Here is a 25,926-nt window from a genome sequence, read left to right as displayed (position 1 = left end):
GCGCCAGGATCGCGAACCGGCGCCCGGCAGGCACCGTGCGCCTACGCCTCCGTCAGCTCCACCTGGATCTCGACCTCGACCGGAGCGTCCAGCGGAAGCACCGCCACACCGACGGCGCTGCGGGCGTGCACGCCCTTGTCGCCGAGGACCTCGGCCAGCAGCTCGCTGGCGCCGTTGATGACACCCGGCTGGCCCGTGAAGTCCGCGGCCGACGCGACGAAGCCGACGACCTTCACCACGCGCGCGATGCGATCCAGGTCGCCCGCCACCGACTTCACCGCGGCGAGCGCGTTCAGGGCGCACGTACGGGCCAGGTCCTTGGCCTCCTCGGCGGTGACCTCGGCGCCCACCTTGCCGATGACCGGAAGCTTGCCGTCCACCATCGGCAACTGGCCGGAGGTGTACACATACACCCCGGACCGCACGGCGGGCTGGTAGGCGGCGAGGGGCGGGACGACCTCCGGGAGCGTCAGGCCCAGTTCGGCCAGGCGGGACTCGACTGCGCTCATGCCTGCTTCTCCCGCTTCAGGTAAGCCACCAGCTGTTCGGGGTTGTTCGGTCCGGGAACGACCTGGACGAGCTCCCAGCCGTCCTCGCCCCAGGTGTCCAGAATCTGCTTCGTGGCATGGACGAGCAGCGGCACAGTAGCGTATTCCCACTTGGTCATGGGCCGACTGTAGCCCCTGCGGCGCACGGGTCATGTGGCCGACCGTGCCCGCCGGTGCGACGGGCCCGGGGCCGACCGCGAAGGCAGTTGTCCACAGCCTCCCGCGTGACCCGAGCGAGGACTGGTTAGGCTCGAAGGCGTGAGCAGGCTCCAGGTCGTCAGCGGCAAGGGCGGGACCGGAAAGACCACGGTCGCCGCGGCACTCGCGCTCGCCCTCGCGACCGAGGGCAAGCGCACTCTTCTGGTCGAGGTCGAGGGCAGACAAGGAATCGCACAACTCTTCGAGACAGAAGCGCTCCCGTACGAGGAGCGGAAGATCGCGGTGGCTCCGGGAGGCGGCGAGGTCTACGCACTGGCGATCGACCCCGAGCTGGCCCTGCTGGACTACCTCCAGATGTTCTACAAGCTGGGCACCGCGGGCCGGGCCCTGAAGAAGCTCGGCGCCATCGACTTCGCCACCACCATCGCGCCGGGCCTCAGAGACGTGCTCCTCACGGGCAAGGCGTGTGAGGCCGTCCGCAGGAAGGACAAGAGCGGCCGGTTCGCGTACGACTACGTGGTGATGGACGCGCCCCCCACCGGCCGCGTCACCCGCTTCCTGAACGTGAACGACGAGGTCGCCGGACTCGCCAAGATCGGCCCGATACACAATCAGGCGCAGGCCGTGATGCGGGTGCTGAAGTCCCCGGCGACGGCGGTGCATCTGGTGACGCTCCTGGAGGAGATGCCCGTTCAGGAGACCGTGGACGGGATCGCCGAACTGCGCGCGGCGGGGCTGCCGGTGGGGCGGGTCATCGTGAACATGGTGCGCCCCACGGTCCTGGACCAGGCGGAGCTGGAGTTCGCGCACACCGCGCCCCCGTCGGCCATCGCCGCGTCCCTGTCGGGCGCCGGGCTCGGCGGCGCGGGCCGCGGCGAACTCGCGGAGCGGCTGGTGGCCCCCCTGCTGCGGCAGGCCGACGAGTACGCGGAGCGGTTCGCCCTGGAGCGCGAACAGCGCGCTGTCCTCAAGGAGTTGGACCTGCCGCTGCACGAACTGCCGCTGCTCGCCGAGGGGATGGACCTGGCGGGCCTGTACGAACTGGCCACGGAACTGCGTCAGCAAGGGATCTCATGAACTCGGACCCGGCCGCCACGCACGACGACACGGCCTTCGCTCCCGATACGACCCCTCCCCCTGCCACGGCGCCCCCGCACGCGTTGACCCCCGCACGCCTCCTGGAGGTCGACCCCCTCCTCGACGACCCGAAGACCCGCATCATCGTGTGCTGCGGCTCCGGCGGCGTCGGCAAGACGACCACCGCCGCGGCCCTCGGCCTGCGTGCGGCCGAGCGCGGCCGGAAGGTGGTCGTCCTCACGATCGACCCGGCCCGCCGGCTCGCCCAGTCGATGGGCATCGACGCGCTCGACAACACCCCGCGGCGCGTGAAGGGCATCGAGGAGGCGGCGGGCGGCGAACTGCACGCCATGATGCTCGACATGAAGCGCACGTTCGACGAGATCGTCGAGGCGCACGCGGACCGCGAGCGCGCGGCGGCCATCCTGAGCAACCCCTTCTACCAGTCACTCTCGGCGGGCTTCGCGGGCACGCAGGAGTACATGGCGATGGAGAAGCTCGGGCAACTGCGCGCGCGGGACGAGTGGGACCTCATCGTCGTCGACACACCGCCCTCGCGCTCGGCGCTGGACTTCCTCGACGCCCCCAAGCGGCTCGGGTCCTTCCTGGACGGCAAGCTCATCCGCGTCCTGATGGCCCCGGCGAAGGTGGGCGGACGCGCGGGGATGAAGTTCCTGAACGTCGGGATGTCGATGATGACGGGCGCTCTCGGGAAGCTGCTCGGGGGCCAACTCCTGAAGGACGTCCAGACGTTCGTGGCCGCGATGGACACCATGTTCGGCGGCTTCCGTACGCGCGCGGACGCCACCTACAAGCTGTTGCAGGCGCCCGGTACGGCGTTCTTGGTGGTGGCGGCCCCGGAGCGGGACGCGCTGCGCGAGGCCGCGTACTTCGTGGAACGCCTGGCCGCCGAGGACATGCCGCTGGCCGGTCTGGTGCTCAACCGGGTGCACAGCAGCGGCGCGGCCCAGCTGTCGGCCGAGCGGGCGCTCGCGGCGGCGGAAAATCTTGAAGAGGCTCGCATTGTGGATCAGGAGGGCGGGAAAGCTGGACTTCGTAACTCTCCTGACACGTACGGCAGTTCAGAATCGTCACCATCCGAAGAGTCCGTTCCCGACGAAGGCTCCCCCGCCGCCGCGGACATGGACCGAAGCGCCCGGCACATCACCGCGGGCCTGTTGAGGCTGCACGCCGAGCGCATGCGCCTGCTCTTCCGTGAGCAGCGCACCCGGGACCGCTTCACCGCGCTCCACCCCGAGGTGGCGGTGGCGGATGTCGGAGCGCTGCCCGGTGACGTCCACGATCTCGTGGGACTGCGGGACATCGGGGACCGGCTCGCGGCCAACTGGCCTGAGCCTGCCGAGGAGTACGACGCGCACGCGTGAGGGGTGAGGGGTGCAGTCGCCTGCCTGGACGAGTCATCCGTCCTGACGTCCACCCTGACGGCCGTGCTCGTCGGCGGCGAACAGCCGCACCCGGTACCAGCGGGCCGCCCTCAGCCCACCGCCGCGTAGTTCTCGTAGACCTCTTCCTCATCCAGGGGAAGCAGGCCCGCTCCGCGCTCGTACTCCGTACGCGCGGTCTCCAGCAGGCGCCGCCACGAGGTGACGGTCGGCCGCCTGCGCAGCAGTGCGCGGCGCTCCCTTTCCGTCATCCCGCCCCACACGCCGAACTCGACGCGGTTGTCCAGCGCGTCGGCCAGGCACTCCGTGCGTACCGGGCATCCGGTGCACACCGCCTTGGCCCTGTTCTGCGCTGCTCCTTGAACGAACAGTTCATCCGGATCGGTAGTGCGGCAGGCAGCCTGCGCACTCCAGTCGGTTACCCAGCCCATACCGGCGCCGTCCTCTCCCGAATCGAGGCTCCCCCACGGCGGCAGCGGCATATTCACCGCCGCCAGTTGAGGACGTTACGGAAGGTGGACACAGCGCAACACCCCCTTCGGGCCCAATCTTGAATGGCCCGAACGGACTATGGGTAAGCGGCAGATCACCCGGGGGAGTGAGCTGACGACAAGCGCGTCTTTCCCGGCATATCAGGGCAGTTCGGCCAGGTCACAACGGGCACCCGATGACACACAAGGCGATTTCGGGCACGCGTCCAACAGAAGAGTCAGGGAACAGTGGAACGATTCGGGGGCGCCGGACGTCCAGGTAGCGTGGCCCTACTGCCGTGACAGTTGAGAGCAGCTTAGGCCAAGGCATCTATGCGTGTCCGGCAAACGAGAACGTAGGCTGCCCCCATGCCAAAGAAGCGCTCGGGCGCGGGAGTCTCCCCCGTGCAGCAGGCCGCCAAGTTCCTCGGAGTGAGTGTCCTCGCCGGGGCGGTGATGGCCGGCATCGCGATGCCCGCGGCCGGTGCGCTCGGGCTCGCGGCCAAGGGATCGGTCCAGGGGTTCGACGACATCCCGGACGACCTGAAGAGCCCGCCACTGAGCCAGCGCACCACCATCCTCGACAGCCAGGGCGGCCAGATCGCCTCGGTCTACTCGCGTGACCGCACGGTGGTGAGCCTCAAGGACATGTCGCCGTACATGCCGAAGGCGCTCGTTGCGATCGAGGACTCCCGCTTCTACGAGCACGGCGCGATCGACCTGAAGGGCGTGCTGCGCGCGCTCAACCAGAACGCGCAGAACGGCGGAGTGGCCCAGGGCGCCTCCACGCTCACCCAGCAGTTGGTGAAGAACTACTTCGTGGAGGAGGCCGGAGACGACCCGGACCAGGTCGCCCAGGCCACCCAGCAGACCATGGGCCGCAAGGTCCGCGAACTGAAGTACGCGATCCGGCTCGAGGAGAAGCTCGGCAAGAAGAAGATCCTCGAGAACTATCTGAACATCACGTTCTTCGGCCAGCAGGCGTACGGCGTCGAGGCCGCTTCGCAGCGCTACTTCTCCAAGCCCGCCAAGGATCTCAGCCTCCCGGAAGCGGCGTTGCTCGCGGGCCTCGTCCAGTCGCCCACACGGTACGACCCCATACGCGACCCGGAGGAAGGCAAGAAGCGACGCGACGTCGTGCTCCAGCGCATGGCCCAGGTGCACGCGATATCCCAGGCGGAGGCCGACAAGGCCAAGGCGACCGACCTCGGACTGCATGTCAGCCGGCCCAAGAACGGCTGCATCACGGCGGTCAGGGGCGCCGGGTTCTTCTGCAACTACGTCAAGCAGGCCTTCCTCAGCGACCCCGTCTTCGGCAAGACCCGGGCCGACCGGCAGAAGATCTGGAACCAGGGCGGCCTCACCATCCGCACCACGCTCGACCCGCAGGCGCAGGACTCCGTACAGGCCTCGATGAAGGCGCACGTGAACGCGGCCGACTCGGTCGCCTCGGCGGCCACCCTGGTCGAGCCGGGCACGGGCAAGATCCTCGCCATGGGCCAGTCCCGGCAGTACGGCACCGGCAAGAACGAGACCGAGTACAACTACTCGGTCGACCACAGCATGGGCGGGTCCAACTTCGGCTTCCCCACCGGTTCGACGTTCAAGCCGTTCGTGGCGGCAGCCGCGCTGGAGCAGGGCCGCCCGGCCACACAGGAGTACTCGTCGCCGTACCAGATGGCCTACCCCGGCCCCGTACAGACGTGCAGCGGCAAGCCCTGGGTCAACCAGGGCGGCGACACCGTGGAGAACGAGAACACGTCGGAGCACGGGCCGTACCGGATGAAGGAGGCGATGGCGAAGTCGGTCAACACCTACTTCGTGCAGATGATCGCCGACACCGGCCTCTGCCCGGTGATGAACGTCATCGACAAGCTGCATGTGGTGCAGGGCAACGGAACGAAGCTTCCCGAAGTGCCCGCGATCGCCCTCGGTTCGAAGGGCATCTCCCCGCTGACCATGGCGAGCGCGTACGCCGCCTTCGCCTCGCGAGGCACCTACTGCACCCCGATCGCCATCGAGTCGATCACGCAGAAGGCCGACGGCCGGCAGAAGTCCCTGCCGGTACCGAAGTCGACCTGCTCACGGGCCATGTCCGAGACGACCGCGGACACCGTCAACGCGCTGCTGCGCGGCGTGATCGACTCCGGTACGGGCAAGCAGGCCGGTCTCAGCGACCGTGACAACGCCGGTAAGACCGGTACGACGGACGGGCGCAAGAACGCCTGGTTCGTCGGCTACACGCCGAACCTGTCCGGCGCCGTCTGGGTCGGCAGCTCCACCCAGCAGGTCGAGATGGTGAACATCAGCATCGGCGGCGTCTGGCACGACAAGGTGTACGGAGCCGACGTACCGGGTCCGATCTGGCGCGACGCCATGACCGGCGCCCTCTCGGGCAAGGACTCCCCGTCGTTCAACCGCGTCGACATCCCGGACGCCGACAAGGGCAAGCCCGACAACGGGGGCGACGGGCGCGGCCACGGCGGCCGTGGCGGAGACGGCCACAAGGGCGGTGGCGGAGACGGCGCCACGGACGGCGGCGGTCTCATCGGAGGTCTGACCACCGGGGGCACGGGCGAGCTCCCGACGCCTTCGCTCCCCGAGGGATTCGTCCAGGGCAAGAACAACGGCCCCGGAGGCCGGCGCTGACGCCCGCGCCTCGGGCGTTTCACACCTGGTGACGGTCATACACGCCGGGCGCAGCACTTCATGTCGCTGCGCCCGGCGTGGACGTTCCGGCGTCGAAGTTCCGGCGTCCGAACGGGACTTGACGGGCCGCGTTCGGCTTCGGCTTCGGCTTCGGCTTCGGCTTCGGCTTCGAAGAGAACGGCCGGGTCAGCCCGCCAGCAGTTCCTTCACGAGGGCGGCCACCCGCCCGCCCTCGGCCTGACCCGCGACCTTCGGGTTCACGATCTTCATGACCTGGCCCATGGCGCGCGGGCCCTCGGCACCGGCCGCCTTGGCCTCCTCGACGGCCTGGGCGACGATCTGCCGCAGCTCGTCGTCGGACAGTTGCTTGGGCAGGTACGCGGCGAGCAGCTCGCCCTCCGCCTTCTCCCGCTCGGCCTGCTCGGCGCGACCGCCCTGCGCGAAGGCCTCGGCGGCCTCACGGCGCTTCTTCGCCTCACGGGTGATCACCTTGGTGATCTCCTCGTCGGAGAGTTCGCGCTTCTCCTTGCCCGCGACCTCCTCCTTGGTGATCGCGGCGAGTGTCAGCCGGAGCGTCGAGGAGCGGAGCTCGTCACGCTCCTTGATCGCGGCGTTGAGGTCTGCGTGCAGCTTCGACTTGAGCGTGGTCATGACGCCGATTGTCGCAGGTACGACGGGCCGACCGCCCGTTGATTTCCAGGGGTTCGCGGAAGGTTCCCCACGTATCGCGCGGTCCTCGCGCCCTCGAAGACACAGCACCGATGGCCGTCCAGAGGGTTGCCCAGGGGGTTGTCCACACGGTGTGCCCCGTCGGCCCGGCCGTGGTTGTCCACAGGCGTGCACGCGATGTCCTGCGACTCTGCCACGATGGTCATATGCGCGCGCGATACGGAGTACCCCTGGGAATCACGGCGGTTGCCGCCGCCGGACTGCTGTACTCGGCCGGGTTCGAGGCCCGTTCCTTCCGGCTCCGCCGGGTGACGGTCCCGGTCCTGCCTCCGGGGACACGCCCTCTGCGTGTGCTCCAGGTCTCCGACATCCACATGGTGAGCGGTCAGCGCAAGAAGCAGCGGTGGCTGCGCTCGCTGGCGGGGCTCCGCCCGGACTTCGTGATCAACACCGGGGACAACCTCTCCGACCCGGAGGGCGTGCCCGAGGTGCTGGACGCGCTGGGCCCGCTGATGACCTTCCCGGGGGCGTACGTCTTCGGTTCGAACGACTACTACGGCCCCAAACTCCGCAACCCCGCCCGCTACCTGGTGGAGAAGACGAAGGGCCAGCACGGCCTGAACGGCAACGCACCCGTGGTCGGCGCTCTCCACAACCCGTGGGAGGACCTGCGCGACGGCTTCGACGCGGCGGGCTGGCAGAACCTGACGAACACGCGGGGGACGCTGAAGATCGAGGGCCTGGAGATCGAGCTGACGGGCCTGGACGACCCGCACATCAAGCGCGATCGGTACGCGCGCGTGGCCGGCGGCCCCTCCGCCGCGGCGGACTTCTCGATGGGCGTGGTCCACGCCCCGTATCTGCGCACCCTGGACGCGTTCACGGCGGACGGCTACCCGCTGATCCTGGCGGGCCACACCCACGGCGGCCAGCTCTGCATCCCCTTCTACGGCGCCCTGGTCACCAACTGCGACCTGGACACGGACCGGGTGAAGGGCCTGTCCCGGCACATGGCCCAGGGACAGACGTCCTACCTGCACGTATCGGCGGGCTGCGGCACGAACCGCTACACACCGGTACGGTTCGCGTGCCCGCCGGAGGCGACGCTGCTGACGCTGGTGGGACGGGAGTAGCCAGGGCCGACGGGAGAAGCCAGGCCGACTGGACCGGCGAGGCCTGCGGCCCGCGGCCGTAACCCACAAGGATCACCCACATCGCCCGTTCCGCCCACCCCGCTTAGCGTGAGGGCATGATCGTGCGGATACCCAAGGACATCCCTGATCTCCCCGCGGTGCCGGGCCGACCGAGGCCGCTGCCGTCGGCCGTCCCCACCGCCGCCGTGGTGGCTCCTGCGTACCGCCCGGTCGCGGCCACCTGCCGCCTGCTGGTAGCGCTGGTGGCCGCGGCGGCGGTGAGCGCCGACCTGCTCCTAGGCAGCCCGGTCCGGGTGCTGAGCTACTTCACGATCCAGGCCAACGCGCTCCTCGCGGTGGTCTTCGCACTGTCGGCATGGCGGGCGTGGACGGCCCGCCGCCCTCTGTCACCGCTGATGACCGGCGGCACGCTCTTCTACGCCTTGATCGCGGGCCTGGTCTACCACGTGGTCCTGGTGCACGAACCCGGCGTCTTCTCGATGACGGGCCCGACCGGCGCGCTCACGGGCTGGCCCGCGCTCACCAACCACCTCCTGCACACCCTGACACCGGCCGCGGCCCTGCTCGACTGGCTGCTCCTGACGAGCCCGGCCCCGCTGGGCCTCCGGCACGCGGCGAAGTGGCTGCCGTACCCCCTGGCGTATCTGGCGTTCTCCCTCGCCCGCGGAGAACTGCTCCCACCAGGCGCGCCGGACCGCTACCTCTACCCGTTCCTGGACGCGGCCCAGCTCGGTTACAAGAGCGTCCTCGCCAACGCGCTCCTGCTCGGCCTGTCGTTCTTCGGCCTGGCCCTCCTCATGATCGTCACCGACCACCTCCGCCCGACCCCCACCCGCCGCCGCCCGAATACCGGATTTCGCGTCTAGCCACCCGTGGGCTAAAGTAAACGACGTCGCCGCGACAAGCAGCGACATCGGGGTGTAGCGCAGCTTGGCAGCGCGCTTCGTTCGGGACGAAGAGGTCGTGGGTTCAAATCCCGCCACCCCGACGCTGGTCAAAGCCCAGATACTGATATCAGTATCTGGGCTTTGACGTGCTCGGGGGCCAAAGGATTCTGATCAAACCTCGCGGGCGGTTGCCTCGCGCCGCTGAGCAATGATCACGTCCATGGCCTCCGCACCCTGTGTGATGACTGGCCGGATCTGCTTACGGTAGACGGCCTCCGTCGTTACCTGGCTCGTGTGCCCGACAAGCTGCGCGATGCGCTCCAACGGGATGCCGTGGTCCGAGAGCAGCGAGACGAAGCCGCGCCGCAGCTCGGCGCGACGTCCACTCCGGTTCCAGTCCGGCCCTCTTGACGATGGCCTTGAAGTCATGCCGAACGTTGGCCGCATCGAGCGGCTCACCGGTCCGGGTCGTGAAGACGCGACCGGTCGGGCTCCACTCCACCCCTCTCGATGACCGTTCCTGCTTCTGCCACCGCTTGTGCTCTTCGAGGACGTCGACCACCTGCCGCGGCAGGCCGATGGTCCGACGGCTCTTCCTGGTCTTGGTCTCGCCGTGCTTGCGCACCGAGCGCCACACGGCGACGTGCGGCGGAGTGCCGTCCTGCGTCGGGGGCCGAACAGGGGGCCAAACGATTCGATGGAAGCCGGACGACAACGGACAGTCGGCGCCGTACAGCGCCCAGCCCGTCGGCCACTTCACCAGGTCGTGAACCGTGAGAGTGGCGTTCGGGACGAAGAGGTCGTGGGCTCTGATCCCGCCACCTCGAGGCTGGCAGAGGCCCCATAGGAACGTTCCTACGTGGCCTCATGCAGCCGCTTGCGTCCCCTGGTCGACCTCGACCACCAACTCGTCCAGAGCCGCACGCGCGAGAGGAACGAAGCGCCGCCGCATGTCCTCCACGAGAGGGCCCGTTTCCGCAGCTGAGGAGCGATAGCGATCCTTCTGCTCATCAGTCAGCGGCCCCTTACTCAGTTCCATCAGGTACTGGATGGGCGGGTGCATGTGCCGATCTATGGCTTCGGCGTACTCGGCACCAGCCTGCGCCACACCAGCGGGTCCTTCGAGCTCAACCGTGGTCGCCGCCTGCCGAGTCGCACGTACCGCGTCGATGGCTGCACCACGCCTTATGTCATAACGATCCTGGTCGTAGGGCTCCAGCGTCAGCCGTGCCAGTTGCCAGATAGCCCCCTGCGCTTCATGAGCTGCATCCAGCAAGCCTTGGTAAGCAGCTTGTCGACGATCCCGGCGCCACCTCTGGTGCTCGACCCGTAGTTCACGAAGCGCAGCGCGATCTTGTGCGGCCTCTTGGCGTATCTGCTGCCGTTCCAGAGCCTCATTCTTTCGCCGCTCAATCCGAGCAGTCACAAACGCCGTCAGTCCGCTGCCCAGCAGCGTGCCGACGATCGCGATGGCCGTGGTCATCAAGGTGCTCGTCACAGGGAGACATTGTGAAGCACGGCTACGCTCCCATCCGGGCGATCCGCGCAAAGCCGCCTCCGTCCAAGCAGCCTTCCTCAGAAGGCTGCACTCGATCCCGATATTCGGCGTGCTCACATCCACGGGACATGTGGCATCGCCCCCACCTGGGTGGGAGCCGTAACGCTGGGGCGTAGTTCAGTCGTCGGCGCGCTTCTCAATGGCCCGACGATGCGGCCCGCGCCGTGGCGTATGGCCTGGGCGACGTCGGAGTGCCACGGCAGCCGTGAGGTGGGGGGCCAGACCGACGAGAGGCGCTGGGAGAAATTGGGGAGAAGTCCTTCTCCCCACGCCCCTGGGGAGCCTCGCGAGACCAACGCACACCAAGGCCTCGACCTGCGTAGATAGCTTCGTGGCTAGCTCTCGATCTTGCCCGGACCTTATTCGGGACGAAGAGGTCGTGGGTTCAAATCCCGCCACCCTGCCGCTGATCAGAGGCCAGGTACTGATATCAGTACCTGGCCTCTGTCGTGCTCGGGGGCCAAACAGGGGGCCAACGGATTCTGATCAAGACTCGCGGACGGTCGCCTCGTGCCGCTGAGCGAAGATCATGTCCATGGCCTCCGCGCCCTGCTGCTTACGTTAGACGGCCTCCGTCGTCGCCTGGCTCGTGTGCCCGGCGAGCTGAGCGATGCGCTCCAACGGGATGCCGTGGTCCGAGAGCAGCGAGACGAAGCCGTGCCGCAGCTCGCGCGGCGTCCACTCCGGTTCCAGTCCGGCCCTCTTGACGATGGCCTTGAAGTCATGCCGGACGTTGGCCGCATCGAGCGGCTCGCCGGTCCGGAATGTGAAGACGCGGGTCGGACTCCACTCCATCCCTCTTGCTGCCCGCTCCTACTTCTGCCACCGCTTGGGTTCATCGAGGACGTCGACGCCCTGCCGCGGCAGGGCGATGGTCCGACGGCTCTTCCTGGTCTTGGTCTCGCCGTGCTTGCGCACCGAGCGCCACACGGCGACGTGCGGCGGGATGCCCTCCCGCGTCTCCAGAAAGACGTGATCACACGTTGAGGGGCCGCGCCTCCTCCGTGCGGACGCCGCTGCTCTCGACGCCCCAGTGTCAGTGCCGGATGGCACGGTATGCGTACAACCAGGCGGATGGGGGAGCGGGACATGACGGTGATTCCGAGTGGGCGACGGATGGAACAGGCAGCAGTGAACGCTCTGCGCACACTCCTGCAGAGTCACGATCACGTCGTAGAGGAGATCTCGGGGCAGAACGACTATGGCGAGGACCTCTATGTCACCTTCGCTGACGCCGGGCGGGTGACCAACGACGTCATCAAGGTGCAGGTGAAGGGCGGCGTCTCATGGAGACGGTCGTACGGCTACGCAGTACCGGTGCGACAGCACTCCGAGACGTGGGCAAACGGCAATGTGCCCGTGTTCTGTGTCGTCTTTGACCCGGACACAGAACAGTTGTACTGGGCGAACGCTACGAAGCAACTCCGTGTTGGAGGGCAGAAGGGCCGCCGGCCGCGCACCATCAGGCTGTCTGGAACATCGGTGCTGGACGCCAACACCTTGGCGGACTTCGTGAATGAAGCCCGTACCTACGTCGGCGGGTATCGGGGGCGGAACGCTGTTCTGAGTCATCTCGGAGAGATGGCGGGCGTCGTCTTCGATCGCTCAGACCACGTCCTGCACTGGGTCAATGAGTTCGATGAGCAGTTGATCTTCTGGCAGCGCCCTGGGGAGTCTTACGCCACGCTTCTGCACAGTGACCTCGACTGGGATCCGATCCCGATCATGCCCGGCGGGTTGCTCCTGCCCGGCGCATGGACCCAAGGACTCGATTTCGGCGGAGACTTCCCAGAGGAGTTGCGGCGGAACTCGCCGATCCCGGTCATCAGCGGCGTGATCCTGAACATGCCGGAGGCCCTGTGGCTCGCCTCCTGCTTCTCCACGACGGAACGGTTCCGGCGTGGTGTTGAGGTGCCGAGCTGAAAGGGCTGCCGACCACCACACACGCTCGGCTGACGGACTGACAGCGATGGCGTCACCGGCTCGCGTAACCCACTCCTGGAGCGATGCGTACTAGGCGCACTGAGCAGCCGTTCGCCGCAACTGTCCGTGTGGTCGGGGAGTCGTACCCTCCATGGCCGATGAACGTGCGCAGCACAGCGTGAGGTTGTCGCCCGGGGTCTCCACAGCAGCGGGCGTCGGGGGTCTGGCTCTCGCCGCTGTGGCGAGTTGGGGCAGTCCTTTGCTCGTCGTGTGGGGGCGGGTGGTTCCCGGCTGGGGGGTGAGTGCGGCTCTTCTTGTCGTGGCCCTCGTTCTCCGTTCGGTCCTTCTGCGGAAGGCGGGCAGATGGACACGGCTGGGGAGCAAGCTGCTGATCGTCGCGGCGGTGCTCGGCACTGCGGGAGGAGCCGTGGCCGATCTGGTCTACGACGCGAAGTACCACGTACTGCACCCCGCGGGGCCGGGCGGCTGTACGGCCGTGGTGCGGGAGACGTCCTTTCTCGTCAGCGGCAACGGCGAGGCGTACGCGGTGGGACGCACCGGCCTGGCCCTGGGCACGTCGGGATCCTGGACGGTCGACGACGGTTACCGGCCCGTCGACGCAGGCACATACGAGTTGGACTGGGGGTGGGACGGCGGCCGTCTGCGCATCCACGGCACGACCACCGATCCGGTCATCCGCGGGGGAGCGGCCGACATCGACTGCTGGTGGTGACGCCGGGCGCCCTCACCGGCGTACCGGGCGAGGCGTGAACAGCGCGACGACAGCCGGCGCCGACCTGTGCGCCCCGCCGCCCCGACCGACCGCTATGCCCGCGCCGTCAGCTTCCTCGTCGCGTCGTCCAGGCGGGTCAGCACGCGGTCCCTGCCGAGCAGTTCCATGGACTCGAACAGGGGGAGGCCGACCGTTCGGCCGGTGAGGGCGACCCGGACGGGGGCCTGGGCCTTGCCGAGCTTCAGGCCGTGCTTCTCGCCGACGGCGAGCAGGACGGCCTTCAGGGCGTCCGCCGTCCAGTCGGCGACGGCGGCCAGTTCCGCGCGGGTGTCCGCCAGGATGCCGTCGGCGCCCGGCTTCATCGCCTTGTTCCACGACGCCTCGTCCTGGACCGGCTCGTCGAGGAACAGGAAGTCCACGGAGTCGGTGATCTCGGAGAGCAGCGTCAGCCGGGTCTGGGCCAGCGGGGCCACCGCCTCGAAGACCGACGGGTCGAACGCCTCCGGGCGCCACGGCGCGTACGGGGCGACGAGCCACGGTGCGCAGGCGGTGGCGAACTGCTCCACCGACAGGGCGCGGATGTAGTCGCCGTTGAACGCCGTCAGCTTCTTCACGTCGAAGAAGGCCGGGGCGGTGTTCACGTCCTCGATCCGGAAGAGCCGCTCCAGCTCCTCGTACGGCATGATCTCCCGGTCGCCGCCCGGACCCCAGCCGAGGAGCATGAGGTAGTTCACCATCGCCTCGGGCAGGAAGCCCTCGGCGAGGTAGTCCTCCAGCGCCACCTTGTCGCGGCGCTTGGACAGCTTCTGCCGCTTCTCGTTGACGATCACCGGCAGATGCGCCCACATCGGCGGCACGGCGCCGAGCGCCTCCCACAGCAACTGCTGCTTCGGCGTGTTCGACAGATGCTCCTCACCGCGGATGACCTGCGTGATCCCCTCGTCCAGGTCGTCCACGACGTTGGCGAGCAGGAAGACCGGGGACCCGTCACCGCGGGCGATCACGAAGTCCTCGATCGCGCTGTTCGGGAACGCCGGCTCCCCGCGGACCAGGTCGACCACGACGGTCTCGCCCTCGTCCGGCGTACGGAACCGCAGGGCCCGCCCCGTCTCGAAGGCCAGCCCCCGGTCCCGGCAGAACCCGTCGTACCCGAGGTGCTCCGACCCCGTGCGCTCCTTCAGCTCCTCGCGGGTGCAGTCGCAGTAGTACGCCCGGCCGGCCGCGAAGAGCCGCTGGGCCGCCTCGCGGTGCCGGTCGGCGTTGTGCGACTGGAAGTACGGGCCTTCGAAGACCGGGTCCTCGCCATGGATGCCGATCGCCGCGAGCGCGTTGATGATGCCGTCGGTCCACTCGGGCTTGTTGCGGGCCGTGTCCGTGTCCTCGATCCGCAGGACGAACGTGCCGCCGGACTGTCGCGCCACCGCCCAGTTGTAGAGAGCGGACCGGGCGCCACCGACATGGAACATGCCGGTCGGGGAAGGGGCGAAACGAACACGAACCGGGGCATCAGACATGCGCTCAAGGGTACCGATGGCCTCGGGCATCAGGCATAGTGCGGTCGGAGGACGGCGTGGGTGCCGGGGAGGCGCCCGAGGAAGAGGGGGAAATGGGCCGGAGACGTTACGTCGCCCGGGGTGTGCCGGGTGGGTATCGCATCTGGGACAACCACGGACGTCGGTGGTGGGGCGATCTCTACGAGTTGTGCCCCGACGATCTGCTGGTCGAGCTCAACGGCACGGCGGATCCCGCACGGATCACGGCCCTGCTGAGGCGCTACCGTGCGCTGAAGCGATAGCTGAGGCGACAGGAGAACAGCCATGGCGTTATCCACCGCGTTCACCGAACTGCTCGGTGTGGAACATCCGATCGCCCTGGCCCCGATGGGCGGTTCGGCCGGGGGCGCCCTGGCCGCGGCGGTCTCGCGCGGCGGCGGTCTCGGGCTGCTGGGCAGCGGGAACGGCGACCAGGAGTGGCTGGAGCGCGAGTTGCCCGTCCTGGCCGGTGAACGGGCCGGGAAGCCATGGGGCATCGGCTTCCTGACCTGGGCAACCGACGTCGACGCGGTGGCGCGGGCGTTGGAGCACCGGCCCACGGCGGTGATGTTGTCCTTCGGCGACCCCGGTCCGTACGTGGAGCGCGTGCGCAGTACGGGTACGACGCTGATCTTGCAGGTCACCACGCTGGAGGAGGCCCGCAGGGCGGTGGATCTGGGCGCCGATGTGATCGTGGCGCAGGGCACCGAGGCCGGTGGGCACGGCGCCCGGCAGGGGCGCTCCACGCTGCCGTTCGTGCCGGTCGTGGTGGACCTCGCGGGGCCCGTGCCCGTGCTGGCGGCCGGGGGGATCGCCGACGGCCGCGGCGTCGCGGCGGCCCTGGCGCTGGGCGCCGCCGGAGCGTTGCTCGGCACCCGCTTCCAGGCCACGCCCGAGGCCCTGGTCGCCCCCGCGACGGCCCAGGCGATCGTCGAGGGGCGCGGGGAGGACACCGAGCGCAACAGCGTGCTGGACATCGCCCGCGGCTCGGCCTGGCCGACGAGGTACACGGCACGCACCCTCGGCCACCCGTTCCTCGAGGACTGGCGGGGCCGGGAGGACGAACTCGCGGGCGCGCCGCAGGCCCGGCAGGCCTACGAGGACGCGGTCGCCCGGGGAGAGATCCCCGCCCTGCCGCGGTGGGCCGGGGAGGCCGTCGACCTCATCGAGGACCTCCCGTCCGCGGCCGACCTGGTCGGCACCCTGGCCGCCCAGGCCGAGACCGCGCTGAGCCGAGCCGGGAGGCGCTGATCCCGGGCGCCCGGTTCACGGCCGGTGTGGTGCCGCGGCCTGCGCCTCGTCACTCCTCGTCCGCCGTGGTCACCGGGCGCGTCAGGCCCGGTTCCGGCGCTTCCTTCTCCAGGGTTCGCAGGTGCAGGACATCGCCGATGAACAGGTCGTAGGCCAGCACCCCGACCACGCCGCCGATCAGCGGGCCGACCAAGGGGATCCAGAAGTACGCGCTGAAGCTGCCCGCTTGGGTGCCGGGCATCGCGAGGGACCCCCAGCCCGCCACCCAGGTGAACAGGCGTGGCCCCAGGTCCCGGGCGGGGTTGATGGCGTACCCCGCGTTGGCCCCGTACGACATGCCGATGGCGGCGACCACGAAGCCGATCACCAGCGGGCCCAGGTTGGCCTTCACCGCGGTGTTGCGCAGGTCGATGACCGCCGCCACGAACATGACCAGGAACGCCGTGCCGACGATCTGGTCCACCAGGGGGCCCCAGACACTTCCGTGGAAGTACGGCGCGGGGAACGTCCCGAAGATCGAGAAGGAGGCGAGCGTGTGGCCGTTCGTCTTCGGCCCGGTCACGGCGTGGTCGAAGGCGTTGATCGCGTCGTGGTAGACGGCGTACACCAACGCGGCCCCGACGAACGCGCCGACCAGTTGCGCGCCCATGTACGGAAGGACCTTGGGCCAGGGGAACTTGCGGCGGATCGCGAACGCCAGCGTGATCGCCGGATTGAGGTGCGCGCCGCTGACACCGCCCGCGACGTAGACGCCGAAGGTCACGGCCATGGCCCAGCCCCAGGTGATCAGGAGCCAGTCGCCCGCGCCGAGGAAGAAGGTGGTCGGTCCCGCGGTCCGGCCCGATCCCGGCAGGGCGGCGACCGCCATGGCCACCACACCGCATCCGAAGGCGACGATGACCAGCGTCCCGAGGAACTCTGCGAGGCATTCACCGAGCAGGCCCCCTCGGCGTCCCAGCCGGGAGGGTCTGATCAGGGGCGGAACTTCCACCGGCATGATGGCCCCCTCAGGGACTGCATGATGGCCCCCCTCAGGGACGGTTCGCGTGCGGTGGCCCGTCCGTCGTCACGGGCCGTGGCACACGACCGAGTATGGCCCAGGGACCGTCACCCCGCTCATCGCCGACCGCCGTTCCTCGGCGCCCCGTTCACGCCGCTCTCGCGCGCGTTTCCCGACGGGCGACGGCCTGCCCCTGTGCAACCACCGTCACCGGCAGGCAGTCTTTCCCACCGTGGCAGGGCTTCCGCAGCAGAACGGATCGGTCGACATCGCGGCGCACATGGTGGTGTGCGGGGACGACGGGCTCGCGCACCGGCTCGCCGCCGAGTTGCGCGGTGTGTACGGCGAACAGGTGACCCTCGTCGTCCCGTCCGCCGAACGGGGCGCCCGGCGGCCGGTGGTGGGCCGCGCGGCGCGGGCCTCGGGGCTGCTCGACCGGGTCTCCGCCGCCGTCACGCGCGCGACGGGCAGCACCTCCCTGACGGAGGGGCGCACCACCGCCGCGGGTGGCCGTACCGCCGAACCCCCTGGCCCCGAACGCGTGATCGAGGCTGCCGAGGCGTCCGAGGCCGTCCTCGCCGCAGCCGGTGTGGAGCGGGCGGCGGCGCTGGCGCTCGTCTATGACGACGACGAGACCAACATCCGGGCCGCGCTCACCGCCCGTCGCCTCAATCCACGACTGCGGCTCGTCCTGCGGCTCTACAACCGGCGGTTGGGGCTGCACATCGAGGAACTCCTCGACCAGGCGGCCACGTTGGCCTCCGGCGGACCCGACGGGGAACAGGGGGCGTTCGACGCGTCGACGACCGTGCTCTCCGACGCCGACACGGCCGCGCCCGCGCTGGCCGCGACCGCCGTCGCCGGTACCAGCAAGGTCGTTCAGACGGAGGGGCTGATGCTGCGGGCCGTGGAACGGCCGCCGCCCGCCCCCGGTCAGGTCGCCGACCCCGGTCTGTGCACCCTGGCGCTGCTGTCCGCGACGGCCGGTGACCCCGCCGGCGCCGACGGGGCCGAGGACAGCGGCGAGCACGGGCCTCGACTCCTGCCCGACGAACGAGAGGTGGCCCAGGCCACCGGACACGGCACCGTCGTCCTGGAGACCGTCTCGTACGCCGGTCCCCCGCTGTCGGCCGGGCGCCGTGTCATACCGCTCGGCTCACTGCTGTCGCGGCGGCTGCTCTGGTCGTTCGCGACGCTCGCGGGCTGTGTGCTCGCCCTCGCGATCGCGTCGATGGCCGTCACCGGCAAGGACCCGCTCCAGGCCACGTATCTGACGCTGCTCGACCTGTTCGCGATCGACGACCCGGCCATCGGCGAGCCCCTCGGACGGCAGGTTCTCCAACTGCTGTCCGGGCTGGTCGGGTTGCCGCTGCTGCCGGTCCTGCTGGCGGCCGTGCTGGAGGCGCTCGGCACGTTCCGCAGCGGCACCGCGCTGCGCAGACCGCCGCGCGGGCTGTCGGGCCATGTGGTGCTGCTCGGCGTCGGCAAGATCGGCACACGCGTCATGACCCGGCTGCGGGAACTGAAGATCCCCGTGGTGTGCGTGGAGGGGGATCCGGACGCGCGAGGGCTCGCGACCGCGCGGCGCCTGCGGGTGCCCGTCGTCCTCGGCGATGTGACGCAGGAAGGCGTCCTGGAGTCCGCCAAGATCCACCGGGCGCATGCGCTGCTCGCGCTGACCAGCGCGGACACCACGAACCTGGAGGCCGTTCTGTACGCGCGCTCCGTACGTCCCGATCTCCCGGTCGTCCTGCGCCTGTACGACGACGACTTCGCGACCGCCGTCTACCGCACCCTGCGCGCCGCGCATCCGAACGCCCTGACGCGGAGCCGCAGCGTGTCGCACCTGGCCGCGCCCGCGTTCGCCGGGGCCATGCTGGGGCGGCAGATCCTCGGGGCGATCCCGGTGGAACGGCGGGTCCTACTGTTCGCCGCCGTGGACGTGGCCGGGCATCCCCAACTGGAGGGGCGGACGGTCGCGGAGGCGTTCCGTGCGGGGGCGTGGCGCGTCCTCGCCCTGGACACCGCCGCGCCGGGCGAGCGGAACCAGGCGGCCGACCCGGAGGCGGCCACCCCCGCCGACCGGCCCTCGGGCCTGATCTGGGACCTGCCCTCGACCTACGTCCTGCGCCCCGAGGACCGGGTGGTCCTGGCGGCGACCCGCCGCGGCCTGGCCGAACTCCTCGGCCGCAGGCAGCGGGAGACGGCCGGGGCGTGAGGGTCAGGGCCTGAGGGCCAGGGAGAGGCTGGGCCTGAGGGCCAGGGTCTGAGGGGCTGGGCTTGAGAGGCTGGGCCTGAGCGGGCTCCGGACGCCAGGTATCGCCCCTGGTCACAGCGTTGGCCGGGAGAGTTGTCCACAGGTTGGCGACCTCCCCCGACGAATGTCGGCCGAGCCAGGCACTATGGGGCCATGACTGAGAGCAACGGGTCCACCTCGCCCGAGCGCGGCGGGGACATGCCGGACTGGGAGAAGCGCTTCCGGGCGCCGCGGGTGTCGCTGCCGGACTGGGCGGAGGACGCGCCGCACCGCTCGCTGTTCGTCTCCAACGCGACGGGGACGTACGAGCTGTACGCGTGGGACCGCACGACGGGCGAGCAGCGCCAGGTCACGGACCGGCCGAACGGCACGACGGACGGCGTCCTCTCGCCGGACGGCGAGTGGATCTGGTGGTTCGACGACAAGGACGGGGACGAGTTCGGGATCTGGAGACGCCAGCGGTTCACGCCCGACACGGACGCCGCTGATGCGGACGCCTCCGGTGTCGACCAGCCGGCCGCTCCCGGGCTCGAACCCTCCTATCCGGCCGGACTCGCGATCGGGCGGGACGGGCGGACGGCCGTCGTGGGCCGCTCGACCGATCAGGACGGGTCGACGATCCATCTGGTGCGGGCCGGTCAGGACCCGCTGGAGATCTACCGGCACCGGGAGTCGGCCGGGGTGGGCGACCTCGCGCACGACGGCTCGCTGATCGTGATCGAGCACACCGAGCACGGCGACGCGATGCACTCGGCGCTGCGCGTGCTGCGGCCGGACGGTACGACGGTCGCGGAGCTGGACGACACCAAGGACGGCACGGTCGAGCTGGGCCTGGAGGTGCTGGGCTTCGCCCCGGTCGACGGCGACACGCGCCTGCTGATCGGGCACCAGCGGCGCGGCCGGTGGGAGCCGATGGTGTGGGACGTCGTCTCGGGCGAGGAGACGGACCTGGCGCTGGAGCTGCCGGGCGATGTGGCCGCCGAGTGGTATCCGGACGGCTCCGCGCTGCTGGTCGTGCACAGCTTCGAGGCCCGCAGCGAGCTGTTCCGCTACGACCTCGCGACGCACGAGCTGGTCCGGGTGGCGACGCCGCCGGGCATGTTGTCCGGGGCGACGGCCCGGCCCGACGGGTCGGTGGAGTTCCTGTGGTCGTCGGCGGCCGAGCCGCCGGTGGTGCGGTCGACGTCGGGCGAGGTCGTGCTGGATCCGCCGGGCATGCGGGCGCCCGGGTCGGTGCCCGTGGAGGACGTGTGGGTGGACGGGCCGGGTGGCCGCATCCACGCGCTGGTGCAGAAGCCCGCCGGGGCGAGCGGCCCGCTGCCGACGGTCTTCGACATCCACGGCGGTCCGACCTGGCACGACAACGACTCGTTCGCGGCGGGCCCGGCGGCCTGGGTGGACCACGGGTACGCGGTGGTGCGGGTCAACTACCGGGGCTCGACGGGGTACGGGCGCGAGTGGACGGACGCGCTCAAGCACCGGGTCGGGCTGATCGAGCTGGAGGACATCGCGGCGGTGCGGGAGTGGGCGGTCTCGTCCGGGCTCGCGGATCCGGAGCGGCTCGTCCTGACGGGCGGTTCGTGGGGCGGCTATCTGACGCTCCTCGGGCTCGGTACGCAGCCGGAGGCGTGGACGGTCGGAATCGCGGCGGTCCCGGTCGCTGACTACGTCACGGCGTACCACGACGAGATGGAGGCGCTGAAGGCCATGGACCGAACGCTGCTCGGGGGCACGCCCGAGGAGGTCCCGGAACGGTTCGAGGCGTCGTCGCCGCTCACGTACGTCGACGCGGTGAAGGCCCCGGTGTACATCTCGGCGGGCGTGAACGACCCCCGGTGCCCGATCCGCCAGGTCGAGAACTACGTGGACCGGCTCGCGGCGCGGGACGCGGTGCACGAGGTGTACCGGTACGACGCGGGGCACGGCTCGCTGGTGGTCGACGAGCGCGTCAAGCAGGTGCGGCTCGAGCTGGACTTCGCCCAGCGGCATCTGCGGAACTGAGCGGAGCGGCGTCCGCCCCGGTGCGGCGGACACGACCCGTCCGTGGGGTGCCTCTGCGGGGGCCCCACGGGCGGGATCACAAGAGCGGCACCGTACCGTGGAAGGCGTGTACCGGTTTCTGCTGACGCCCCGCTGGTGGGCGATCAACGTCTTCGTGCTGCTGGCGATCCCCTTCTGCATCTACATGGGGTCGTGGCAGTTGGGCCGGTTCGAGACCCGGGTGGACGATCACCGCACGGCGAACGAGCAGGTCACCGAGGGCGCGAAGGAGGCGGCCCGTCCCCTGGACAAGCTGCTTCCGGTGACCGCCGAGACGACCGGGAGGCAGGTCACGGCCACCGGGCGGTACGGGGAGCAGTTGCTCGTTCCGGACCGGGAGCTGGACCAGAAGCAGGGGTTCTACGTGCTGAGCCTGCTGCGGACCGACGCGGGCAAGGCGGTGCCGGTCGTGCGGGGCTGGCTGCCGGGTGCCGCGGACGCCGCGAAGGTCCCGGCCGCGCCGAGCGGCACGGTCACCGTCACCGGGGCGCTGCAGGCGTCGGAGAACCCGGGGTCGAACGGCGGGCGCGGAGGCGGGCTGCCCGAAGGCCAGACCGGGTCGATCAGCTCGGCGTCCCTGGTGAACCTGGTGCCGTACGACGTGTACGACGCGTGGATCACCCTCGACCGGGCCGACAGCGGTATGAAGGCGGTACCGGCGACCGTCCCCGAGGGGGCCGGGCTGGATCTGAAGGCGTTCCAGAACCTCGGCTACACCTGCGAGTGGTTCGTCTTCGCGGGCTTCACGGTCTTCATGTGGTTCCGGCTGCTGCGCCGTGAGGTGGAGGACGCGCGGGACGCGGCACTGGGCCTCGTGGCGGTGGAAGCGGCGGCCTCCGGGGGCGCGGGCCCCGCCGACAAGCCGGCGCCCCAGGAGACCGAGGCCGAGACCGAGCACCCGGCGGAGGCCGCCGGAAGCCAGGCGCGGACCACGTCCTGACCCGCACCGCTCCCGGCCGCACGCCTCACGGGCTCGCGCGCCGCACGAGCCGGGTGCCCACCCGGCTCGCTCAGCCCACCCGGCTCGCCCGGCTCACTCAGCCGTAAGGATCCCCGTGCGATAGACCGTCCCCGCGCAGGCGTTGGGGATCGTCGCGCTGGCGGTCGCGGAGCCGGTGGCCGGGGTGTGCGAAACCACCACACTGCCGTCGGCCGCGCCCTCCTCCAGCATCAACTGGGGCGACATGCCCTCGGTCTGTGTGATGACCGTGTCGTCGCCCGTGCTGCTGCTGGACGTGGGGGTCGGGTCCGGGGACGGGCCGTCGCCGCCGCCTTCCTCACCGCCCGGACCACCCGTGCCGCCGCCCGTACCGCCCGTGGAGGAACAGGTCTCCGAGGGGACCCAGGCGAACTTGACCTCGTAGGCGCCCTTCGGCGGAAGCACCAGCGAGGTGACGTTCTGGGACGGCTCGGGCAGCGCGGAGGCCGCGTCGCCCGAGACATGGTTCAGCACGCTGATCTTGGACGGGTCCGCCGAGCCCTGGGCGACCGCGAAGACGCTGCCCGCACTGGAGACGGTGCAGCTCGAGGCCGAGGTGTTGGTGACGCGGAAGGTGCCGTAGACCGCGCCCGTGGCGTCCGGGCCGCCCTCGCTCGCGATGCCGTTGCCGAGCTGGCCCGCCGTACACGCGCTCGCGCTCTGTGCGGAGGCGGTCGGGTCGGCGCCGCCGCTGTCCTCGCCCTTCCCGCCCTTGTCCTGGTCGTCCTTGCCCTTCGGGTGGTCCTTGTCTTCCTTGTCCGCGGCCGTCCCCGAGGTGCCGGCCGAGCCGCCGGCGCCGCTGTCCGCGTCGCCCTTGCCCTTGCCGGTGTGCTCCTGGGCCTGAGTGGCATGACCGGCGATGGACGGGTCGGCGTCGTCCCCCGCGCTGTGCGAGACATGGACGAAGGCCGGAATCGCGGTGCCGATGAACAGCGCGGCGGCTGCCATACCGATCACGGCCTGCCGCTTGCGGGCCCGCCGGGCGGGCACCGCGCGCCGCAGATACTCCAGGCTGCCCTCGCGCGGCTCGATGCCGCCCACCGTGTCGTGGAGCATCCGCCGCAGCGCCAGCTCGTCCGAGCCGAGCCCTTCGGGCACCGCCCCGGCGCCCTCGGCACCATCGGCGTCCTCGGCGTCACCGGGCTCCGGCCCGGCCGCGCCCGGTCCCCCGAGTACGGCGGCCAGCCGGTTCCGTCCCGCGGTCAGGCCCTCACCGCCCGCGCCGGGGAGGTCGGTGTCGGCGGCGGTGGCCGCGTGGTCCGATCCGGCTTCGGGCCGGGCCTGGTCCTCGGGGCGGTGGTTCACAGTTCCGTTCCCAGCATGCTGCTCGTCGTCCTCGCACGGCTCCGGCCGGTCCGTCGGCTCGTGCCATGCGTAGGGTTCGTGTCGTTCGTGGAAGCCGCGGCCCCGTGAGGAGCCGCGCCGCTCGTCGTTGTCGCTCATACCGTCGCCCCCATGGCGACGCGGAGCGCCGCGATACCGCGCGAACCGTACGCCTTCACCGACCCCAGCGATATCCCCAGCGTCTCCGCCACCTGAGCCTCGGTCATATCGGCGAAGTACCGCAGCACCAGGACCTCGCGCTGGCGGCGCTGGAGTCCCTTCATCGCCGCGATCAGGGAGTCGCGCTCCAACTGGTCGTAGGCGCCTTCCTCGGCGCTCGCCATGTCCGGCATGGGCTTGGACAGCAGCTTGAGGCCGAGGATGCGGCGCCGCAGCGTCGAACGCGAGAGGTTGACGACGGTCTGCCGGAGATACGCCAGCGTCTTCTCCGGGTCGCGGACGCGCTTGCGCGCCGAGTGGACGCGGATGAACGCCTCCTGGACGACGTCCTCGCAGGAGGCGGTGTCGTCGAGGAGAAGGGCCGCGAGACCCAGCAGAGAGCGGTAGTGCGTGCGATAGGTCTCGGTGAGATGGTCGACCGTGGTACCGGCGGCCATCGTCTCGTCAGCGCCGTCGCGCTGATGCGGAATGCGGGCGGGCCGCGCTGCTGGCATGGGGGCGATCACCGGCATGCCACTGGACGTGCTGCCGGGCATGCGGGGGCGGCGGGGCGGCCGAAGGGCCGCGCCTCTCGGCCGCGCCGTGGTGAATTCGAGTACCTGTGCCACGCCAGTTGGACACGTCTCCCCCCGCCAGGGTTGTACGCGACTGGCATCACGTTCGCGTCCGGCGGCATGTCCGCGTGCACGTTCCGCCATGCGCCCCCCGGCGCACCCGGCCGTGCGTCAAGTGCCCTCATGCGTACCAGCTCTTCCCCTATGCCCCATGTACGGTGGCGTCCGACCCCCGAGGGTGACGGCAAAGACGCTCCCCCACCCGCTGGCAGTTGCAGAGCGACACGGAGACACCTCCTCGAACACCCGCAGGAACCCGGTCACATGGCCCGGGTTCTTGATCGATCCGTCGAACGTTCACAGATCCTACAAAGGTTCGACCCATGAACAGACGGTTCCCGGCCGCTCTGTTCGAGCACCGCACGGCCCGCCGCGGCAGAGGGAACGGCAGCCGCGGCGCCGGGCGGGGGGCCGTCAGGGCGCCGGGAACTCCCCGGCCACCAACTCCGCGATCTGCGCGGTGTTCAGGGCCGCGCCCTTGCGCAAGTTGTCGCCGCAGACGAACAGTTCGAGCGCGGTCGGATCGTCGAGGGCCCGGCGCACCCGGCCCACCCAGGTCGGATCCGTGCCCACCACGTCCGCGGGCGTGGGGAATTCACCCGCCGCCGGGTTGTCGAAGAGGACGACACCGGGCGCGGTCGCGAGGATCTCGCGGGCCCGGTCGACCGTGACCTCGCCCTCGAAGCGGGCGTGGACCGTGAGGGAGTGCGCCGTGACCACGGGCACCCGGACACAGGTGACGGCCACGGGCAGCTCCGGCAGCCCCAGGACCTTGCGGGACTCGTCGCGGACCGTCATCTCCTCCGAGGACCAGCCGTCCTCGCGAGGCGACCCGGCCCACGGCACGACGTTCAGCGCGACCGGCTCCGGGAACGGCCCCGTGTGCTCGCCCACCGCGCGCCGCAGATCACCCGGGCTCGTCCCCAGCTCCGTACCGGCCACGAGCGACAGTTGCCGCCGCAGGGTGTCGATGCCCGCGCGCCCCGCGCCGCTCGCGGCCTGGTACGAGGAGACGACCAGCTCGCGCAGCCCGAACTCGGCGTGCAGCGCGCCGAGCGCCACGATCATCGAGAGGGTCGTGCAGTGCGGGCTGGCGATGATGCCGCGCGAACGCACCCGCGCGGCATGCGGGTTGACTTCCGGAACGACCAGGGGCACATCGGGGTCCATCCGGAACGCGCCCGAATTGTCCACCACCACCGCGCCCTTGGCGACGGCGACCGGCGCCCACTGGCGCGCGACCTCGTCCGGGACGTCGAACATCGCCACGTCGACGCCGAAGAACGCCTCCTCGTCGAGCGCGACGACCTCGACCTCCTCGCCGCGCACGGTCAGCTTGCGGCCGACCGAGCGCGGCGAGGCGATCAGGCGGATCTCGCCCCAGATGTCCGCGTGTTGGGACAGGATCTGGAGCATGACGGAGCCCACGGCCCCGGTCGCTCCCACGACGGCGAGCGTCGGCCTGTCGGCCCGCGCCGTCATCGGCGCCCCGTCAGGGCCTGCCCGGCATCGCCCCCGCG

Annotated in this window: 23 protein-coding genes, 1 tRNA gene and 1 pseudogene; 13 read left to right on the top strand and 12 right to left on the bottom strand. The window is 70.4% G+C overall.

Annotation, left to right across the window (positions count from 1 at the left end; translation table 11 throughout):
• Positions 1-41: 41 nt before the first annotated feature.
• Positions 42-509 (bottom strand): RidA family protein, encoded by a 468-nt coding sequence (locus tag ACZ60T_RS21225; protein WP_365631512.1) that lies wholly within the window; start codon positions 507-509, stop codon positions 42-44.
• Positions 506-667, bottom strand: a complete 162-nt coding sequence (locus ACZ60T_RS21220; RefSeq protein WP_003975360.1) for a DUF4177 domain-containing protein — start codon at positions 665-667, stop codon at positions 506-508. Before ACZ60T_RS21220 ends, ACZ60T_RS21225 begins: the two co-directional genes overlap by 4 nt.
• A gap of 139 nt (positions 668-806) precedes the next feature.
• Here ACZ60T_RS21220 and bagA point away from each other — a divergent pair, with 139 nt between their 5' ends.
• Both bagA and bagB read left to right on the top strand, forming a co-directional pair.
• A complete protein-coding gene (bagA, locus tag ACZ60T_RS21215; protein WP_469667240.1) occupies positions 807-1,784 on the top strand; it encodes an ATPase BagA in 978 nt (325 codons plus the stop codon).
• Positions 1,781-3,169, top strand: a complete 1,389-nt coding sequence (gene bagB, locus ACZ60T_RS21210) for an ATPase BagB (protein WP_365631508.1) — start codon at positions 1,781-1,783, stop codon at positions 3,167-3,169. Before bagA ends, bagB begins: the two co-directional genes overlap by 4 nt.
• A 110-nt stretch (positions 3,170-3,279) precedes the next feature.
• Here the strand turns inward: bagB and wblA are convergent, their stop codons facing one another.
• Positions 3,280-3,618 (bottom strand): transcriptional regulator WblA, encoded by a 339-nt coding sequence (wblA, locus tag ACZ60T_RS21205; protein WP_059133594.1) that lies wholly within the window; start codon positions 3,616-3,618, stop codon positions 3,280-3,282.
• Between the two features lie 408 nt (positions 3,619-4,026).
• Between wblA and ACZ60T_RS21200 the strand changes: the two genes are divergently transcribed.
• Positions 4,027-6,306, top strand: coding sequence for a transglycosylase domain-containing protein (locus ACZ60T_RS21200; protein WP_469667239.1), 2,280 nt, complete (start codon positions 4,027-4,029; stop codon positions 6,304-6,306).
• 186 nt (positions 6,307-6,492) lie between these two features.
• On the opposite strand, the gene ACZ60T_RS21195 is transcribed toward ACZ60T_RS21200, so the two are convergent.
• Positions 6,493-6,957, bottom strand: a complete 465-nt coding sequence (locus ACZ60T_RS21195; protein ID WP_365631504.1) for a GatB/YqeY domain-containing protein — start codon at positions 6,955-6,957, stop codon at positions 6,493-6,495.
• A gap of 224 nt (positions 6,958-7,181) precedes the next feature.
• Between ACZ60T_RS21195 and ACZ60T_RS21190 the strand changes: the two genes are divergently transcribed.
• The 3 genes from ACZ60T_RS21190 (at position 7,182) to ACZ60T_RS21180 (ending at position 9,117) form a co-directional block, all read left to right on the top strand.
• On the top strand, positions 7,182-8,108 hold the full coding sequence (locus tag ACZ60T_RS21190) for a metallophosphoesterase (RefSeq protein ID WP_469667238.1): 927 nt from the start codon (positions 7,182-7,184) through the stop codon (positions 8,106-8,108).
• 116 nt (positions 8,109-8,224) lie between these two features.
• Complete coding sequence (locus ACZ60T_RS21185; protein WP_469667237.1) at positions 8,225-8,995, top strand: Pr6Pr family membrane protein; 771 nt, start codon at positions 8,225-8,227, stop codon at positions 8,993-8,995.
• A 48-nt stretch (positions 8,996-9,043) separates the two neighbouring features.
• Positions 9,044-9,117 (top strand) — tRNA-Pro (locus tag ACZ60T_RS21180).
• 70 nt (positions 9,118-9,187) lie between these two features.
• On the opposite strand, the pseudogene ACZ60T_RS21175 reads toward ACZ60T_RS21180, so the two are convergent.
• The 3 genes and pseudogenes from ACZ60T_RS21175 to ACZ60T_RS21165 all read right to left on the bottom strand — a co-directional run.
• Positions 9,188-9,686: pseudogene (locus ACZ60T_RS21175) on the bottom strand (tyrosine-type recombinase/integrase); the annotation flags it as partial.
• Positions 9,687-9,881: 195 nt separating this feature from the next.
• Positions 9,882-10,514 (bottom strand): cation:proton antiporter, encoded by a 633-nt coding sequence (locus tag ACZ60T_RS21170; RefSeq protein ID WP_365631468.1) that lies wholly within the window; start codon positions 10,512-10,514, stop codon positions 9,882-9,884.
• Between the two features lie 621 nt (positions 10,515-11,135).
• Positions 11,136-11,369, bottom strand: coding sequence for a tyrosine-type recombinase/integrase (locus ACZ60T_RS21165; RefSeq protein WP_469667236.1), 234 nt, complete (start codon positions 11,367-11,369; stop codon positions 11,136-11,138).
• Between the two features lie 294 nt (positions 11,370-11,663).
• Here ACZ60T_RS21165 and ACZ60T_RS21160 point away from each other — a divergent pair, with 294 nt between their 5' ends.
• Positions 11,664-12,497 carry a DUF4365 domain-containing protein gene (locus tag ACZ60T_RS21160; RefSeq protein ID WP_469667235.1) on the top strand — a complete coding sequence of 278 codons (834 nt, stop codon included), beginning with the start codon at positions 11,664-11,666 and terminating at the stop codon, positions 12,495-12,497.
• Positions 12,498-12,816: 319 nt separating this feature from the next.
• Positions 12,817-13,230, top strand: coding sequence for a hypothetical protein (locus tag ACZ60T_RS21155; RefSeq protein WP_469667234.1), 414 nt, complete (start codon positions 12,817-12,819; stop codon positions 13,228-13,230).
• Between the two features lie 92 nt (positions 13,231-13,322).
• On the opposite strand, the gene gltX is transcribed toward ACZ60T_RS21155, so the two are convergent.
• Positions 13,323-14,696, bottom strand: a complete 1,374-nt coding sequence (gene gltX, locus ACZ60T_RS21150) for a glutamate--tRNA ligase (RefSeq protein ID WP_469667367.1) — start codon at positions 14,694-14,696, stop codon at positions 13,323-13,325.
• Positions 14,697-14,836: 140 nt separating this feature from the next.
• Here gltX and ACZ60T_RS21145 point away from each other — a divergent pair, with 140 nt between their 5' ends.
• Together ACZ60T_RS21145 and ACZ60T_RS21140 are read left to right on the top strand one after the other, a co-directional pair.
• Complete coding sequence (locus ACZ60T_RS21145; protein ID WP_469667233.1) at positions 14,837-15,025, top strand: hypothetical protein; 189 nt, start codon at positions 14,837-14,839, stop codon at positions 15,023-15,025.
• A gap of 22 nt (positions 15,026-15,047) precedes the next feature.
• Positions 15,048-16,013, top strand: a complete 966-nt coding sequence (locus ACZ60T_RS21140; RefSeq protein WP_469667232.1) for an NAD(P)H-dependent flavin oxidoreductase — start codon at positions 15,048-15,050, stop codon at positions 16,011-16,013.
• 49 nt (positions 16,014-16,062) lie between these two features.
• Here the strand turns inward: ACZ60T_RS21140 and ACZ60T_RS21135 are convergent, their stop codons facing one another.
• Complete coding sequence (locus ACZ60T_RS21135) at positions 16,063-17,010, bottom strand: MIP/aquaporin family protein (protein ID WP_469667231.1); 948 nt, start codon at positions 17,008-17,010, stop codon at positions 16,063-16,065.
• Between the two features lie 283 nt (positions 17,011-17,293).
• Between ACZ60T_RS21135 and ACZ60T_RS21130 the strand changes: the two genes are divergently transcribed.
• The 3 genes from ACZ60T_RS21130 to ACZ60T_RS21120 all read left to right on the top strand — a co-directional run bounded on the left by ACZ60T_RS21130 (position 17,294) and on the right by ACZ60T_RS21120 (position 22,250).
• Positions 17,294-19,231: a potassium channel family protein gene (locus ACZ60T_RS21130; RefSeq protein WP_469667366.1), complete on the top strand. Its 1,938-nt coding sequence runs from the start codon at positions 17,294-17,296 to the stop codon at positions 19,229-19,231.
• 192 nt (positions 19,232-19,423) lie between these two features.
• Positions 19,424-21,271 (top strand): S9 family peptidase, encoded by a 1,848-nt coding sequence (locus ACZ60T_RS21125; protein ID WP_365631454.1) that lies wholly within the window; start codon positions 19,424-19,426, stop codon positions 21,269-21,271.
• A 106-nt stretch (positions 21,272-21,377) separates the two neighbouring features.
• Positions 21,378-22,250, top strand: a complete 873-nt coding sequence (locus ACZ60T_RS21120; RefSeq protein WP_469667230.1) for an SURF1 family protein — start codon at positions 21,378-21,380, stop codon at positions 22,248-22,250.
• Positions 22,251-22,343: 93 nt separating this feature from the next.
• Here the strand turns inward: ACZ60T_RS21120 and ACZ60T_RS21115 are convergent, their stop codons facing one another.
• The 3 genes from ACZ60T_RS21115 to ACZ60T_RS21105 form a co-directional block, all read right to left on the bottom strand.
• Positions 22,344-23,732, bottom strand: coding sequence for a hypothetical protein (locus ACZ60T_RS21115; RefSeq protein WP_469667229.1), 1,389 nt, complete (start codon positions 23,730-23,732; stop codon positions 22,344-22,346).
• Entirely contained in the window at positions 23,729-24,304 is a 576-nt protein-coding gene (locus tag ACZ60T_RS21110; protein ID WP_365631448.1) for a SigE family RNA polymerase sigma factor, read from the bottom strand. The genes ACZ60T_RS21115 and ACZ60T_RS21110 overlap by 4 nt, the downstream gene beginning before the upstream one ends.
• Positions 24,305-24,820: 516 nt before the next feature.
• Positions 24,821-25,888 (bottom strand): aspartate-semialdehyde dehydrogenase, encoded by a 1,068-nt coding sequence (locus ACZ60T_RS21105; protein WP_469667228.1) that lies wholly within the window; start codon positions 25,886-25,888, stop codon positions 24,821-24,823.
• Positions 25,889-25,926: the final 38 nt, after the last annotated feature.

This window comes from Streptomyces sp. NPDC104371 (assembly GCF_055583785.1).
This window is presented reverse-complemented; position numbering and strand designations above follow the sequence as displayed.